Source organism: Actinoplanes sp. NPDC049802 (assembly GCF_040656595.1).
In the GTDB taxonomy this organism is placed as follows: domain Bacteria; phylum Actinomycetota; class Actinomycetes; order Mycobacteriales; family Micromonosporaceae; genus Actinoplanes.
In genome coordinates this window covers 1-14,831 of sequence record NZ_JBFAMR010000056.1, presented here as the reverse complement: position 1 = coordinate 14,831, position 14,831 = coordinate 1, and the positions used below count along the sequence as shown (strand labels likewise).

General features: G+C 71.0%; 12 protein-coding genes. 5 read left to right on the top strand and 7 right to left on the bottom strand.

What is annotated here, in order from left to right:
- From AB0I88_RS29965 to AB0I88_RS29950, 4 genes are all read right to left on the bottom strand, one after another.
- Positions 1-1,659 (bottom strand): FAD-dependent oxidoreductase, encoded by a 1,659-nt coding sequence (locus AB0I88_RS29965; protein WP_361031961.1) that lies wholly within the window; start codon positions 1,657-1,659, stop codon positions 1-3.
- Between the two features lie 9 nt (positions 1,660-1,668).
- Complete coding sequence (locus tag AB0I88_RS29960) at positions 1,669-2,814, bottom strand: GNAT family N-acetyltransferase (protein WP_361031958.1); 1,146 nt, start codon at positions 2,812-2,814, stop codon at positions 1,669-1,671.
- Positions 2,815-2,984: 170 nt separating this feature from the next.
- A complete protein-coding gene (locus AB0I88_RS29955; protein WP_361031955.1) occupies positions 2,985-3,494 on the bottom strand; it encodes an FBP domain-containing protein in 510 nt (169 codons plus the stop codon).
- Positions 3,495-4,601: 1,107 nt separating this feature from the next.
- On the bottom strand, positions 4,602-5,579 hold the full coding sequence (locus AB0I88_RS29950; RefSeq protein WP_361031952.1) for a methyltransferase domain-containing protein: 978 nt from the start codon (positions 5,577-5,579) through the stop codon (positions 4,602-4,604).
- 149 nt (positions 5,580-5,728) lie between these two features.
- Here AB0I88_RS29950 and AB0I88_RS29945 point away from each other — a divergent pair, with 149 nt between their 5' ends.
- On the top strand, positions 5,729-6,166 hold the full coding sequence (locus AB0I88_RS29945) for a hypothetical protein (RefSeq protein WP_361031949.1): 438 nt from the start codon (positions 5,729-5,731) through the stop codon (positions 6,164-6,166).
- A gap of 82 nt (positions 6,167-6,248) precedes the next feature.
- Here AB0I88_RS29945 and AB0I88_RS29940 read toward each other — a convergent pair whose 3' ends face one another.
- Together AB0I88_RS29940 and AB0I88_RS29935 are read right to left on the bottom strand one after the other, a co-directional pair.
- Positions 6,249-6,926, bottom strand: coding sequence for an adenosylcobinamide amidohydrolase (locus AB0I88_RS29940; RefSeq protein ID WP_361031946.1), 678 nt, complete (start codon positions 6,924-6,926; stop codon positions 6,249-6,251).
- 5 nt (positions 6,927-6,931) lie between these two features.
- Positions 6,932-7,471 carry a GNAT family protein gene (locus AB0I88_RS29935; protein WP_361031943.1) on the bottom strand — a complete coding sequence of 180 codons (540 nt, stop codon included), beginning with the start codon at positions 7,469-7,471 and terminating at the stop codon, positions 6,932-6,934.
- A gap of 70 nt (positions 7,472-7,541) precedes the next feature.
- Between AB0I88_RS29935 and AB0I88_RS29930 the strand changes: the two genes are divergently transcribed.
- The gene (locus AB0I88_RS29930; RefSeq protein WP_361031940.1) at positions 7,542-8,513 is read left to right on the top strand and encodes a nitroreductase; all 972 of its coding nucleotides are present in this window, start codon (positions 7,542-7,544) and stop codon (positions 8,511-8,513) included.
- Positions 8,514-8,570: 57 nt separating this feature from the next.
- Here AB0I88_RS29930 and AB0I88_RS29925 read toward each other — a convergent pair whose 3' ends face one another.
- Positions 8,571-10,238: a sulfatase-like hydrolase/transferase gene (locus tag AB0I88_RS29925; RefSeq protein WP_361031937.1), complete on the bottom strand. Its 1,668-nt coding sequence runs from the start codon at positions 10,236-10,238 to the stop codon at positions 8,571-8,573.
- A 134-nt stretch (positions 10,239-10,372) separates the two neighbouring features.
- On the opposite strand from AB0I88_RS29925, the gene AB0I88_RS29920 reads away from it, so the two are divergent.
- The 3 genes from AB0I88_RS29920 to AB0I88_RS29910 all read left to right on the top strand — a co-directional run bounded on the left by AB0I88_RS29920 (position 10,373) and on the right by AB0I88_RS29910 (position 14,734).
- On the top strand, positions 10,373-10,981 hold the full coding sequence (locus tag AB0I88_RS29920; RefSeq protein WP_361031934.1) for a TetR/AcrR family transcriptional regulator: 609 nt from the start codon (positions 10,373-10,375) through the stop codon (positions 10,979-10,981).
- Positions 10,975-12,711, top strand: a complete 1,737-nt coding sequence (locus tag AB0I88_RS29915; protein WP_361031931.1) for an ABC transporter ATP-binding protein — start codon at positions 10,975-10,977, stop codon at positions 12,709-12,711. Before AB0I88_RS29920 ends, AB0I88_RS29915 begins: the two co-directional genes overlap by 7 nt.
- Positions 12,712-12,823: 112 nt before the next feature.
- Positions 12,824-14,734: an ABC transporter ATP-binding protein gene (locus AB0I88_RS29910; RefSeq protein WP_361032059.1), complete on the top strand. Its 1,911-nt coding sequence runs from the start codon at positions 12,824-12,826 to the stop codon at positions 14,732-14,734.
- Positions 14,735-14,831: the final 97 nt, after the last annotated feature.

The following is a 14,831-nucleotide window of genomic DNA, read 5'->3' as shown; positions in this document are numbered from 1 at the left end:
TTATCGGGCCTCCAGGTAGCGGTGGACCAGCGCGACGGCCATCGCTCCCTCACCGACCGCCGAGGCCACCCGTTTCACCGAACTGGCCCGGACGTCACCGGCGGCGAAGATGCCGGGGACACTGCTCTCCAGATAGAACGGATCGCGATCCCGATCCCATCCCCTGGGCCGCTCCCCGCCGACGAGCAGATCCGTACCGGTGCGGATGAAACCCTTGCCGTCGCGCAGCAGCGTGTCACCCAGCCAATCGGTCCGCGGCTCGGCGCCGATGAACACGAACAGGTAGCCGCACTCGACGGTCGCCTTCGTGCCGTCCTTGCTGTCACAGATGGTGATCGCCTGGAGGTGGCCGTCGCCCTGCGCGCCGATCACCTCGCAGCGGGTCCGCACCTCGATGTTCTCCACCTGGGCGAGCTGCTGGATCAGGTAGTACGACATGGACGCCTCGAGCGAGTCGCCGCGCACCAGGAGGGTGACGCGCCGTGCGTACCTCGAGAAGAACAACGCGGCCTGGCCGGCCGAATTGGCGCCGCCCACGATGTAGACGTCGGTGCCGGCGCACGCCGGCCCCTCGGTGGCCGCCGACCCGTAGAACACGCCCGACCCGGTCAGGTCGGCCACCCCGTCGGCCAGCAGCGGACGGTAGGAGACCCCGGTCGCGAGCAGCACGGCGTGCGCGGACACCTCGCCGCCGTCGGCGAACGTGAGGGTACGCGCGGAGCCGTCCGCCCGGAGCCCCACCACCTCCCGGGTGGTCAGCGTCTCGGCCGCGAACTTGTCCGCCTGCCGCCGGGCCCGGTCGGTGAGCTGGGCGCCGGAGATCCCGTCCGGGAAGCCCAGATAGTTCTCGATCCGGGAACTCTGCCCGGCCTGCCCACCGACCGCCTGCCGCTCCACCAGCAGCGTCTTCAGGCCCTCCGACCCGCCGTACACCGCGGCGCCCAGCCCGGCCGGACCACCACCCACGATGATCAGGTCGTAGAAATCGCGGCCCGGGTTCGTGGACAGACCGGCCGCCCGCGCCACCTCCTGCACGGTCGGCCGGGACAGCGCACGCCCGTCCGCGGTCACCACCAGCGGCACCGCCTCCGGGCCGGCCTCCGCCGCCTCCAGCAGACGGCGCCCCTCCGGCTCGTCGGCGCCGAAGTACTTGTACGGCACCAGGTTGCGGGCCAGGAAGTCCCGGATCTGGAAGGACGGCTCGCTCCACCGGTGCCCGACCACCCGGATGTCGGCCACCTCCTGGTCGCCGGTGGCCTGCCACGCGTCCAACAGCGCGTCCAGCACCGGGTAGAGCTTCTCCTCCGGCGGATCCCACGGCTTGAGCAGATAGTGGTCGACGTCCACCACGTTGATCGCCTGGATCGCGGCGTCGGTGTCCGCGTACGCCGTGAGCAGCGCCCGCCGGGCGTGCGGGAAGAGGTCCATCGCCTCCTCCAGGAACTCGATGCCGTTCATCTGCGGCATCCGGTAGTCGGCCAGGATCACCGCCACCCGGCCGCCGCGCAGCTTCAGCTCACGCAGCACCTCGAGCGCCTCCGCGCCGGACGACGCCCGGACGATCCGGTACCGGTCGCCGTAGCGGCGGCGCAAGTCACGCGCGATGGCGCGGGAGACCGACGGGTCGTCGTCGACCGTGAGGATCGCGGCTTGGCCCATGTGTGGTCCTCAGCTCTCGTTCTCAGGATGGCGTTCCAGATAGCCCATGACGAACGGGCAGCTCGCGGTGACCGGGGTGGCCCGGGAACGGGCGTCGGCGAGCGCCGCGGCGGCCAGCCGGCTCGCCAGGCCACGACCGGAGAAGGCCTGGTCGATCTCGGTGTGCAGCAGCTCCAGACGGCCCGCGTCACGGCGGTACCGCAAGAAGCCGGCCACCTCGCCGCCGAGCAGCACCTCGTAACGCTCCCGCTCGAAACTGTCGACCACCACCACGTCGGTGGCGTCCAGCGCGCCGGCCTGGGCGCTGCCCTCGACCCGCAGCTTGCGGCGGGCCCGCTCGTAGAAGGAGGTTCTGCCGAACCTGATCACCTGGGCCGCCCCGGGCGCCGGCCGGATCTCCAGCCGGGCACCCGGCTCGGCGTGCCCCTCGATGATCCCGTCCACCTCGATGGCCAGCCGGCCGCTGGACGGCAGCACCTCCAGGGCCAGCTGCTCCGACGTGTCCAGCACCAGCGAACGGTTGAACGACGAATGCGCGGCCGCCGCGCTCACGATCAGGGCCTCCACGTTCGGCGAGACGATCGGGCCGCCCGCCGAGAAGCTGTACGCCGTCGACCCGGTCGGCGTCGACACGATCACCGCGTCCGCCGCGTAGTTGACGAACCCGCGGCCCTCCACCCGGATGCCGACCGCCGCGAGACCGTGCCCCGGCACCCGGACCAGGGCGATGTCGTTGAACGCCGACACCTCCCGGCCGTCCGGCAGGACGGTCCGCACCGCCGTCCGCGACTCCACCGTGTAACGGTGCTCGTCGATCGCCGACAGCGCCTCGCCGAGCGCCGGAAGATCGACCTCGGCGAGGAAACCCAGCCGGCCGACATTGACCCCGAGGACCGGCGTCTTCCGCCCCTCGACCAGGCGCATCGTCCGCAACATGGTGCCGTCGCCGCCCAGGCTGACCAGCAGCCCGGCCCGCTGCACCATCTCCTCCGCCTCGACCGCCACCGCCGTGCAATGGTTGATCCGGCTCACCTCCGCCGGCAGGCCCAGCACGGTCACCCCGCGCTCCTCGGCCCACCCGGTGATCGCCCGGATCGCGGAGCCACAGTCCCGCCGCGGATGCAGCACCAGCCCGACAACCTCGACCATGCCCATGCCGGCCCTCCGTCCCACGCGCCCCCATGCAGCCTTCCATGCCCGCGCGTGATCGGCGACCGTCGTCGACGGTGACGATCCTGACCGGGCGGCTGGCGCCGCACGGGTCACCTGGTTTCTCCGGCGGCCGGCGCCGCACGAGTCACCTGGTCCGGCTCGCGGCCGGCACATCAGCCGGCGACCACCCGGGAGGTGAACGCCGCCAGATTGCTCATCGCCCGGTCGACCCGCTCGGCCAGAGTGAGCGTCTCCTCCCGGCGGACCAGCCGCATCCTCGGCTGCCGTTTCCCCCGCAGGTAGAGCGAACACGCCAGATCGGAGCAGAGGTACTCCCCCACGCTGTTCCCGTTACGCCCCGCCGCCCCGGCCAGCGGCGCCACGAACAGCGACACCCCCGACGCGGCGTGATCGGTGAGACATACCCGGCACATGCTCGACCGCATCGCGCTGGCCCGCATCGCCTCCGGCCGCCGCAGCACGATCCCGGTCGGCCCGCCCTCGTCCGGCACCACCAGCAGGGCACGCATCGGCGCACCCGGATCGGTCCAGCCGAGAAAGTCCAGGTCATCCCAGGGAACGCTGCCGTCCGAGAAACCCGGTGGCATCTTGATCCGGCTCGCCTCGCCCTTACTGCAATTCACGAAGGAGCCGCGAATCTCCCTCTCCCCGAGTGCCAACATGCCCGCGAAACTAACCCAACCCCAGATCAACCTCACCCCAATTTCCGGTACGGGCGACACCGCCCCCGACCGCACCCGGCGTGTCCCGCCGAGCCCCGCGAGCATTTGCCGGGTCCAGCCCGTGCCGCGCCCACCGGGCTGAGCCTGATCGGGCGGCTGGCGCCGCACGATCCGGCCCGGGCGGCTGGCGCCGCACGGGCCACTGGGTCCGGCTGGCACCCCCGAGCTGACCCGCTGGCCAAATCGCCCGTCCCGCCCGCCCGCCTGCACCCCCGCCGGGCGTGCGGGGGGTGCACTAGACACACCGACGGTGCGCCCTACCGCCCTGGCGCCCTACCGTCCTGCCGCCCTGGCGCCCTACCGTCCTGCCGCCCTGGCGCCCTACCGTCCTGGCGTCCGGTGGGCGGAGGGCCGGCGTGCAGGGCGATGTGTGCTCGGAGAACGTGACACCCGTGGTGGGTGTGATGACACCCGTTGCGGGTGTCACGTCTGCGGAACACAGACGGCCGTGATCCCTGTCCCGTTGACAGCGGACACCGGATTATCCCTTTTGGCGGGCATCATGCTCCACGCTGACGGACAGTTTGGATCCCTTCTGGCGAACAACTCGTCGCTCCCCGTAGTGGCCGAGCGGAGGGCGACGGAAGCGGGTTCAAACTCTCATGGGGACGCCGCCGGCTTGAGCCGTTGGGCGCGGTGGATCCTGCTGCGCCGCTTCCACTCCTCGCCGCGTATGACGCGGCTGCGGTGCGGGTCGGCTTGCCACCGGATTGCGTGGTCCAGGGGGCTCCGTGCCGCCGGACAAGGATCGGCTCAGCAAGTCAAGCGCGCGCTGTCGGCGGGGTAATGAGCCACCTTTCGTCACTTGCTGTTATCGCGATATGGGGGACTCAGTCATGTCCGTGCACGAGGAAGTTGAGGTGTCCGCCAACACCCGTCTCCCCGGACGGGGACCCGTCTCCGCGTGCGGTGCCAGCCGGTGATCGTGGTGGTGGTTGCGTGTGGTGGCCGGCCGGTGCCGCACGCTGGAGTCCAGGGGACACCGTCAGCGGCGGGGCATGTGGGTTGCGGTTGGTGACTTTGGCGCCCGTACCGGAAATGGGTTGGTCAAAGACGGTCTGCTATGGCCAGGAAGCGCTCGGGGAGGTCCTCGTAGCCGCGCAGGCGCCAGCCGGAACCTGCCAGCAGCGGGCCGAGGCGTTCCTCGCTCAGGGGTTCGCCGGGGCGCAGAGTGCGGCCGTGACGGGCGGCCAGCTGGGCGCGGCCGGTGGGGTGGAAGATCGCCAGGACGCCGCCGGGGCGGGTGACGCGGGCCAACTCGGCGAGCCCGGCGAGCGGGTCGGGCAGGTGGTGGACCAGGCCGGCGGCGAAGACGGCGTCGACGGTGGCGGCGGCGATCGGCAGGCGGCGGGCGTCGGCCAGGACGAGGGTCGCGTCGTCGTCGCGGCCCGCCTTGCGGGCGGCCTCGAGCATGCCGGGGGTGAAGTCGAGGCCGAACACCCGGCCGGTGGGGCCGGCGGCCGCGGCGAGCGCCGGTAACGCCCGGCCGGTGCCGCAGCCGACGTCCAGCACCACATGGCCGGGGCGGATTCCGGCGCGGCGGACGGCTTCGGCGTAGCGGGGCATGTCGTCGCCGAACTTGGCGTCCCAGTCGACGGCACGTGCGGCGAAGAAGGCCTGGGTCTCCGACAGGTACCACCGGTCGGGGTCGGCCAGGTCGGGGTGCAGGTGGCGGATCACCGGCCAGTCGGGGTCGCGGTGGTCGATGACCACCTGGGCGCGGCGTTCGCCGTCGCCCTCGGCGAAACGGTGGCGGGGGCCGCCGCGGAGGAACACCAGGATCTGGTCGGTGGCCGGTTCCAGGACGTTGAGGGCGGAGTCGAACATGCCGCCGCCGGGGCCGGTCAGTCCGAGGACGGCGTCGACGTTCCACGCGCGGGCGGTGGACGGGAAGGCCGCGGCCAGGCGGGCGGCGAACGCGGCCGCGGCGCCGGGATCGCCGCCGTCGACGATCACGGTGAGCGGGGCACGCGGTGCCAGCACCTCGGCAAGCAGGGCGGTGACTTCGGCGATGCGTTCCGGCACGCTTCTCAGCATGCAGGTGCGGGAGTGACGGACGCAACGCCGGAACGGCTGCACTTTTTGTGCCGCTTTGTCACCGCACTGCGCCGGTGTACGGAACCTCCCCGCCCTCCGGGCAGTCAAACAGCGCGAGTCGAGGGAGTGGAGGGGTGATGCGAGGACTGATCGTCGTACTGGCCGCCGGGGTGCTGGCGGCGGGCGGCTGTGCGGGCGCCGGATCCGAGTCCCGCGACAGCGAACCCGGTGCGCCCGGTGCGGGGGCACCGGGCGGTGAGCCGCAGGCCGGCCTGGTCGAGCTGCGGGTGGCCGTGGCCGAGTCGCTGGCGGAGGATTTCGCGCCGGTCGAGCAGGGGTTCGAGATGCGGCATCCGAGCATCGAGGTGCTGGTGGCCGCCGGTGACGGCGAACCGGCCGACGTCGTCGTCACCGACGATCCCGTGCCGGCGGCCACCGGGACGGTCGAGAAGATCGGGCCGCTGCGGGTGGTGGTCGTGCCGGGTGCCGGCGCGGAGGCGGCCGCGTTCGCCGAGTTCCTCCGGGACGGGGACGGGCGGCGGATCCTGCTCGACAGTGGGCTGCTACGTCCCTGACCCGCTACCCCCTTGCCCGCTGCGTCGCGGACCCGCTACGTCCCTGATCCGCTACGTCCCTGACCCGCTACCCCCTGACCCGCTACCTCCCGGACGCCGCCCGGCCGGACCAGGAACGGCCGGTGGCCAGGTTGGTGGCGCCGCCGGTCAGGACCGCCCGGTGCACGGCCCGGGCCATCGGAGCCCCCCACCGGGAGCGCGGCCCACCGTAGGCGGCCGGTGGACCGTCGAGCGGGCAGAGCACACAGACGGCGTCGGTGGCCGTACCGGTGGCGGCCAGCCCGAGGTCGGCGAGCGCCTGCGACTTCGCCTCGGTGGCCGTGGCGACCATGTTGATGAGGGCGCCGTCGGAGAGCCGCTGCGGCGCCCAGACGACGATGTTGACCGTGCCCGGCTGATGGTCGAAGCCGACCGCCGCCGGATCGGCGGCCAGGATCGGGGCGCCCAGCCCGACGGTGGCGTAGACCTGGACGCCGTCCTCGTCGGTGGCCACCACGTCGGCCACGTCGACGCCGGTGAGCAGGCCCACTCCCGGGCCGGTGAGGCCCAGGCCGGTGGCCAGCTCGGCGAGGTGGGTGTCCGGATCGGGGCGGGCGTAGGACATCGCGACGGACGCGTTGATCAGCCACTCGCGTGGGCCGGCACCGCCGCCGAGGACCGCGCTGGAGGCGGCGAGCAGCGGCTCCGGGAAGCGCCAGAGCAGCAGGGGGACGTCCAGGCCGTCCTCCCGGCGGTGCGTGAGGGACGGTTCAGCGAACATCGTCGCTACTCCCATTCGGTGGCGAGGATCGCCCAGATCTCGGTGTCGTTGCGGACGCCCCGCCACGGGTACGACTGTCGCAGCAGTCCCTCGCGGGTCATCCCGAGACGCCGGGCCACGTTGGAGCTGTTGGTGTTGTCAGGGTTGCAGTGCCATTCCACCCGGTGCATGCCGCGGGTCCGGAAGGCCCAGTCGATCAGGACCCGGACCGCCCGGGTGACCAACCCGCGCCCGGTGGCGGCCGGTTCCAGCCAGCAACCGATCTCACAGTTGCCGGAGCCGGTGTCGAACGCCACGAACATGGTGCCACCGACGAGCGTCCCGTCCAGCCAGATGCCGTAGAGGCGCTGGGTGTCGCGGGCGGTGTTGTCGGCGTACCGCTGGAGGGTGGCGGTCGCGCTGGTCAGGTCGGTGCTGACGCCGGCCCAGGGAATCCACGGATCGACGGTGGCCCGGGCGCGATCCATGTGGGCGAGGAACTCCGCGGCCTGCCACGGTTCGAGAGGGCGCAACTCGGCGCCGTCGGTGAGGTCGATCGAGAACACCGGGGCAGCCTAGCGGCGATAGTGACGAAAGGCCTTACGGACGGCCGTCCGGCCATCGCACCATGGAGAGATGAACGACACCGACGTGGTCAAGCGCGCACTGGTCCAGGCGGCGGATGCGGCACGGTTCGCCCCGTCGATCCACAACACGCAACCGTGGCGCTGGGTGGTCCGGGACAGCAACCTGGAGCTGTACGCGGTTTCCGAGCGGCAGTTGCGCGAACAGGACCCGGACGGCCGGATGCTTCTGCTGAGCTGTGGCACCGCCCTGCACCACGCCCGGGTCGCGCTGGACGCGGAGGGGTGGCGGCACGAGGTGGAGCGGCCGGCCGGGGAGCCGCTCGCGAGGATCCGGGCTGTCGAGCAGGTGCCGGCACGGCCCGAGGCGACCCGGCACTTCCAGATGTTGCAGGTCCGGCGTACCGACCGGCGGACGGTGACCGACGAGAGGGTGCCGGAGGACGCGCTGCGCCACCTCGTGAAGGTCACCGAGGAGGCTGGCGGCCGGCTGCACGTGCTCGGCCGGGACCAGGTGATCGCGCTGGCCGTGGCGGTGGACCGGGCGCAGCACGCGGAGTACGGCGACGACCGGCTGAAGGCGGAGACCGCGGCCTGGGTGGGCGGCGACCGGGCCGAGGGGACCGGGATCCCGGCGTCGGCGCTGCCCGCGGAGGTGCCGCTCACGACGGTCGCCGAGCGTGACTTCCAGATCCCGGGGACGCTGGAGGCCGGTGACGGCCACGACAAGGCCGCCACGTACGCGGTGCTCTACGGCCCCGGGGACGACGACGAGGACTGGCTGCGGGCCGGGGAGGCGCTGAGCGCCGTGTGGCTGGCCGCGACCGAGCAGGCGATCAATCTGCTGCCGCTGAGCAGCCCGGTGGAGGTGCCGTTCACCCGGCAGACGCTGCGCCGGATGCTCGGCGACGTCGGCTATCCCTACCTCGCGATGCGGCTGGGGACGCTGGATCCGGCGCATTCGGCGCCACCCAAGACGCCCCGGCTGCCGGCCGGGCAGGTCATCGACATCGTCGCCGGCTGACGGCGACCCGGCCGGCCTTCCTGACGGAGGGCCGGCCGGGTCTGGGCGGAGGAGTGGTCAGTGCGGGTCGCCCTCGGGTCCGTAGGCGGCCAGGAAGCGGTCCCGGAAGGCGTCCATCCGCCAGACCGGGGCGGCCTGGTCCGGTTTGACGCCGTCGGTCCAGCCCCAGGAGGCGATCCGGTCGAGCACCTTCGGGTCCTTGGCGACGATGGTGACGGGCACGTCGCGGTTGGCGGCGCCGGCCACGACGGGGGCGGGCGGGTGGTCGCCCAGGAAGATCATGACGGTGTCGTCGTCCGCGTACTCGGTGAGGAACCCGGTCAGGACGTCGATCGAGTAGGCGACCGAGCGGGCGTACTCGGTGCGGACCCGGTTCTCGTCCTTCCACAGTCGCTCGGGGGTCTCGGCGGCCGCCGCCATCGGGCCGTAGACGCTGCCGTCGCCGATCGTGTCCCAGTCGAGCATGTCGGGCACCGGGGTCCACGGGGTGTGGCTGGAGGTCAGGGTGATCTCGGCGAACATCCGGCCCCGGTCGGCGCGGGAGTACTCCAGCCGGTTGAAGGCGGAGAGCACGTACTGGTCGGGCATTCGGGACCAGCTGAAGGCGGGGCCGTTGTAGCCGACGTTGCGGGCGTCGTAGAGCTGCTGGTACCCGTAGAAGTCACCTTCCGGCCAGGCGAAGGTGTGCCCGGGTTCGATGCCGACGGTCCGGTGCCCGGCGTCGCGGAAGGCCCGGGTGAGGGTGAGCCGGTCGGTGGCGACGAGGCTGCGGTAACGGCGCTCGTTGTCGATCCACAGTCCGGACTGGAAGGTGGAGTGTGCCAGCCAGCTCCCGCCGCCCGCGGTCGACGAGGAGAGCCAGCCGCTGCGGGAGACGAACCCGGCGGCGGCCAGCTTCTCACCGTTGGCGGCGAGGCTGTTCAGCACGGCCGTGTTGTACCGGGTGTCCTCCAGCGCGTTGCGGCCGTAGCTCTCCACGAAGGAGAGGATCACGTCCTTGTCGCGCAGGGCGGTCAGCATGCTGTCGGCGGGCCGGTCCCGGTACGCGTCCACGCCCACCTCGGCGGCGAACCGTTTCCGGTCGGCCAGGTCGTTGGGCAGCGCCAGCGCGGTGTGCGCGGCCAGGTCGGCGGCGGTGTGCGAGGCGACCGGGATGCCGCCGATCAGCTGGAAGCTCATGGCGGTCAGGGCGATCCAGGCGGCGCCCACCGCGCCCAGGCCCCGCCAGGCCCGGGCGCGGTGGCTCCGGAGGATGCCGCTCAGTCGCAGCACCGCCCAGGTCATGATGGCCACCAGCCCGATCGCGGCGAGCACCAGCCCGATCGCGACGGCGATGGTGGCGCCCCGGCCGATCGAGTCGGCGAGGACGATGTAGGCGTCGTCGAAGAGGATCCAGTCGAGGGCCGGGTCGAAGCGGCGGGCCAGCACCGCGAAGAACCCGATGTCGATCATCTTGACGACGGTCAGCAGGCCGAGGGTCACGCCGAGGCCGGCGGCGAGGGGGCGGCGGGCCCGGCCGAGGCGCCCCCGATCCGGGAGCAGGAGCAGGAGGACGCCGGCGATCAGCGCCTCGACCGGGACTCTCAGGAGCGCGGTGAAGACCGAGTTGCCGGGCGGCAGCCGGAAGATCTGGTCCGGCACGATCAGCGCCAGGAACACCAGCACGGCTGCGAATCCCGTGGTCAGGTGCCGGATGATCCGGTGGTGCGGCTTCGTTGGGCTCACATTCCCTTCATACGCCAGGCTTCCCGGTCCGGTTCGACGCGGGTGAACCCGTGTGTGGATTTCGGGCGCGATGCGCGCCCGAAATCCACACACCGGGTTGGATGAGTGAGCACTCGCTCATTACAGTGGCTCCCATGGAATCCCGGCGCAGACGCGTCCCGGCCATGGCGCCGGAGGAGAGACGGGCGGCGCTCATCGACGCGACGATCCCGTTGCTGCACGAACACGGACTGGAGGTGAGCACCCGGCAGATCGCGAACGCGGCCGGTGTCGCCGAAGGCACCATCTTCGGCGTCTTCGAGAGCAAGAGCCAACTCGTGGTCTGCTCGGTGATCAAGGCGCTCGACCCGCAGGCCGACCTCGACGGGCTGGCCGCGATCGACCGTTCCGCACCGCTGCGCGTACGGGTGATCGCCGCGGCCGAACTGGTGCACCAGCGATTCGTCGAACGCGCCCATCTCATGCACGCCGCCCGCAAACTGATCATGGTGGGTGAGCAGGATCCGGACACCGTCGCCCGGATGGCCGCCGACCGGGAGAGGATCTGCGCCGCGGTCGCCGACGTCTTCGCGCCCGACGCGGAGAGCCTCCGGGTGACACCGGCCCGCGCCGCGCAGCTGCTGCTGATGTTCTGCGGCGCCAACACCTTCGGGCCCTACGGGGAGCCCGGCTCGTTCAGTGGTGCGGATCTGGCGGCCCTGCTGCTCGACGGCATCCACATCAAGGAGGATCAGCCTTGCTGATCAAATTGCTAAGATCACACCTTCAGCCCTACCGGACCGAGATCACCCTGGTGGTGCTCTTCCAGTTCCTGCAGACGATCGCGACGCTCTACCTGCCCGCGCTCAACGCGGACATCATCGACAACGGCGTGGTGGTGGGCGACACCGGCTACGTCATGCGGGTCGGCGCCGGGATGCTCGGGATCACGGTGCTTCAGATCGCCGCTCAGGCTGTGGCGGTGTATTTCGGCGCCCGTACCGCGATGGCGGTGGGCCGTGACCTGCGCGCCTCGATCTTCGGCCGGGTGCAGGAGTTCTCGGCGCGTGAGGTGGGCCAGTTCGGTGCGCCGTCGCTGATCACCCGGATCACCAACGACGTGCAGCAGATCCAGATGCTGGTCCTGCTCACCTTCACGCTGATGGTGTCGGCGCCGATCATGTGCGTCGGCGGCATCGTGCTGGCGCTGCGCCTGGACGTTCCGCTGTCCGCGCTGCTGCTGGCCATCGTGCCGCTGCTGGTCATCGTGATCGGCCTGATCATCGTGCGGATGCGGCCGCTCTTCCGGTCCATGCAGGAACGCCTCGACCGGGTCAACCAGGTGATGCGCGAGCAGATCACCGGCATCCGGGTGATCCGCGCGTTCGTCCGCGACGACCACGAGCGGGAGCGTTACGGCGCCGCCAACGCCGACCTCACCGACGTGTCGCTGCGGGTCGGCCGGATCATGGCGCTGATGTTCCCGACCGTGCTGCTGATCGTGAACCTGTCCAGTGTCGCGGTGCTGTGGTTCGGTGGTCACCGGATCGACTCCGGCGGCATGGAGGTCGGCGAGCTCACCGCGTTCATCAGCTACCTCATGCAGATCCTCTTCTCGATCATGATGGCGACCTTCATGTTCATGATGGTGCCGCGGGCCGAGGTCTGCGCCGAACGCATCGAGGAGGTGCTGGGCACCGAGTCCAGCGTGGCGGCGCCCACGGCGCCGGTCACCACGCTGTCCCGGCACGGCGAGCTGGAGCTGCGCGACATCGGCTTCCGCTATCCGGGCGCCGAGGCGAGCGTCCTTTCCGGGGTACGCCTGAACGCGCACCCCGGCGAGGTGACGGCGATCATCGGCAGCACCGGCAGCGGCAAGACCACCCTGCTCAACCTGGTCCCCCGGCTGTTCGACACCACCGACGGCCAGGTCCTGGTCGACGGGGTGGACGTGCGCGACATCGAGCCGGGGCTGCTGTCCCGGCTGATCGGCCTGGTCCCGCAGCGGCCGTACCTGTTCACCGGCACCGTCGCGTCCAACCTGCGGTACGGCAACCCCGACGCCACCGACGAACAGCTCTGGGAGGCGCTGGAGATCGCCCAGGCCCGCTCGTTCGTCGAGGCGATGGAGGGACGGCTGGACGCCCCGATCGCGCAGGGCGGCACCAACGTCTCCGGCGGCCAGCGGCAGCGGCTCGCGATCGCCCGCACCCTGGTGCACCGGCCGGAGATCTACCTGTTCGACGACTCCTTCTCGGCGCTCGACTACGCCACCGACGCGGCCCTGCGGGCGGCCCTGACCGAGCACGTCGCCGACGCCACCGTGGTGATCGTGGCGCAGCGGGTCAGCACCATCCGCGACGCCGACCGGATCATCGTGCTCGACGACGGCCGGGTGGTCGGCACCGGAACTCACGAGGAACTGATGGACACCAGCCCGACGTACCGCGAGATCGTCCTGTCCCAGCTCACGGTCGAGGAGGCTGCGGCATGACCGAGCGAAGCGAGCGTCATGAACGCGTTCTTTGCCGCTGTTCGATGGAAGGCGCAGCATGACCGGTCCGCAACGGCGTGGTCCGGTTGCCGGGGGGCCGGCCGCGCGCATGATGATGGCCGGCGGACCGCCGGAGAAGCTCCAGGACTTCAAGGGCTCCACCAAGCGGCTGCTCAAGCTGCTCAAACCGCAGCGCCTGTTCGTCGCCGGGGCGCTGGCGTTCGGCGCGGTCGGCGTCTTCCTGTCGGTGCTCGGCCCTTACCTGCTCGGGCACGCCACCGACGTGATCTTCGAAGGCGTGGTCGGCAAGATGCTCGGCCGGGAGCTGCCGCCCGGCGTCACCCGGGAGCAGGCCATCGAGCAGCTCCGGGCCACCGGTCAGGACGCGCAGGCCGACCTGCTCTCCGGTGTCGACGCGGTTCCCGGCCAGGGCATCGACTTCGACCGGCTGGCCGAGGTCTTGATGTGGGTGGCGATCATCTACGTCTTCGCGTGGATCTTCGGCGTCCTTCAGGGCCGGCTCACGACCCGCGCCGTGCAGGCCGCCGTCTACCGGCTCCGGCAGGACGTGGAGGAGAAGCTGGCCCGGCTGCCGCTGTCCTACTTCGACAAGCAGGCCCGCGGCGAGGTGCTGAGCCGCGCCACAAACGACACCGACAACATCGCGCAGACCCTGCAGCAGACGTTCGCCCAGTTGGTGACGGCGCTGCTGACGATCGTCGGCGTACTCGGGATGATGTTTTGGATCTCGCCGTTGCTGGCGCTGATCGCGCTGGTCACGGTGCCGGTGTCGATCTGGCTGACCACCGTGATCGGCAAGCGGTCGCAGCCCCAGTTCGTCGCCCAGTGGAAGACCACCGGTCAGCTCAACGGGCACATCGAGGAGATGTTCACCGGGCACACGCTGGTCAAGGTCTTCGGCCGGCAGGAGGAGGCGGCGGCGACCTTCAAAACCCACAACGATCATCTGTACGCGTCGAGCTTCCGCGCCCAGTTCATCTCCGGGCTGATCCAGCCGGCCATGATGTTCATCAGCAACGTCAACTATGTGCTGGTGGCGGTCGTCGGTGGTCTGCGGGTGGCGTCCGGCACCCTGAGTCTCGGTGACGTGCAGGCGTTCATCCAGTACAGCCGCCAGTTCAGCCAGCCGCTCACCCAGGTGGCCAGCATGGCGAACCTGGTCCAGTCCGGTGTGGCGTCGGCCGAGCGGGTGTTCGCCCTGCTCGACGCTTCGGAACAGTCACCGGAGCCGGCTGTGGTGGAGATGCCCCCGGTTCAGGGGCGGATCGCCTTCGAGAACGTGTCGTTCCGGTACCTGCCGGACAAGCCGCTCATCGAGAACCTCAACCTGACCGTCGAGCCCGGGCACACCGTGGCGATCGTCGGCCCCACCGGCGCCGGCAAGACCACGCTGGTCAACCTGCTGATGCGGTTCTACGACGTGACCGGCGGGCGGATCACGCTGGACGGCGTGGACATCGCCACCATGCCCCGCGAGCAACTGCGGGAACAGATCGGCATGGTGCTGCAGGACACCTGGCTGTTCGGCGGCAGCATCGCCGACAACATCGGGTACGGCGCGTCGGCCCCCGACCTCGCCGCCATCCACGCGGCGGCGGAGGCGGCCCACGTCGACGGCTTCGTGCGGATGCTGCCCGAGGGCTACGACACGAAGATCGACGAGGAGGGGTCGAACGTCAGTGCCGGCCAGAAACAGCTGGTCACCATCGCGCGGGCGTTCCTGGCCGAGCCCAGCATCCTGATCCTCGACGAGGCGACCAGCTCGGTCGACACGCGTACCGAGGTGCTCATCCAGCGGGCCATGGCGACGCTGCGCACCGGGCGTACCAGTTTCGTCATCGCGCACCGCCTCTCCACCATCCGCGACGCCGACGTGATCCTGGTGATGGAGAACGGCACGATCGTCGAGCAGGGCGATCACGAGTCCCTGATCGCGGCCGGTGGGGCGTACGCCCGCTTGTACTCGGCCCAGTTCGCCCAGGCCGTCGTCGAAGTCGACTGAAACAGCGTGTGGCTTTCGGGTGCGTACCGGTCCGCCAGCCGCCGCAGCGGGGCTGTGACATGCGCATACGGGGCACCGACTCCGCCGTGCCCCACTT

Excerpts from the sequence above, each read along its gene's own strand:
- AB0I88_RS29965 (WP_361031961.1), bottom strand. The coding sequence starts at position 1,659 with ATGGGCCAAGCCGCGATCCTCACGGTCGACGACGACCCGTCGGTCTCC.
- AB0I88_RS29960 (WP_361031958.1), bottom strand. The coding sequence starts at position 2,814 with ATGGGCATGGTCGAGGTTGTCGGGCTGGTGCTGCATCCGCGGCGGGAC.
- AB0I88_RS29955 (WP_361031955.1), bottom strand. The coding sequence starts at position 3,494 with ATGTTGGCACTCGGGGAGAGGGAGATTCGCGGCTCCTTCGTGAATTGC.
- AB0I88_RS29945 (WP_361031949.1), top strand. The coding sequence starts at position 5,729 with ATGCGAGGACTGATCGTCGTACTGGCCGCCGGGGTGCTGGCGGCGGGC.
- AB0I88_RS29940 (WP_361031946.1), bottom strand. The coding sequence starts at position 6,926 with ATGTTCGCTGAACCGTCCCTCACGCACCGCCGGGAGGACGGCCTGGAC.
- AB0I88_RS29930 (WP_361031940.1), top strand. The coding sequence starts at position 7,542 with ATGAACGACACCGACGTGGTCAAGCGCGCACTGGTCCAGGCGGCGGAT.
- AB0I88_RS29920 (WP_361031934.1), top strand. The coding sequence starts at position 10,373 with ATGGAATCCCGGCGCAGACGCGTCCCGGCCATGGCGCCGGAGGAGAGA.
- AB0I88_RS29910 (WP_361032059.1), top strand. The coding sequence starts at position 12,824 with ATGATGGCCGGCGGACCGCCGGAGAAGCTCCAGGACTTCAAGGGCTCC.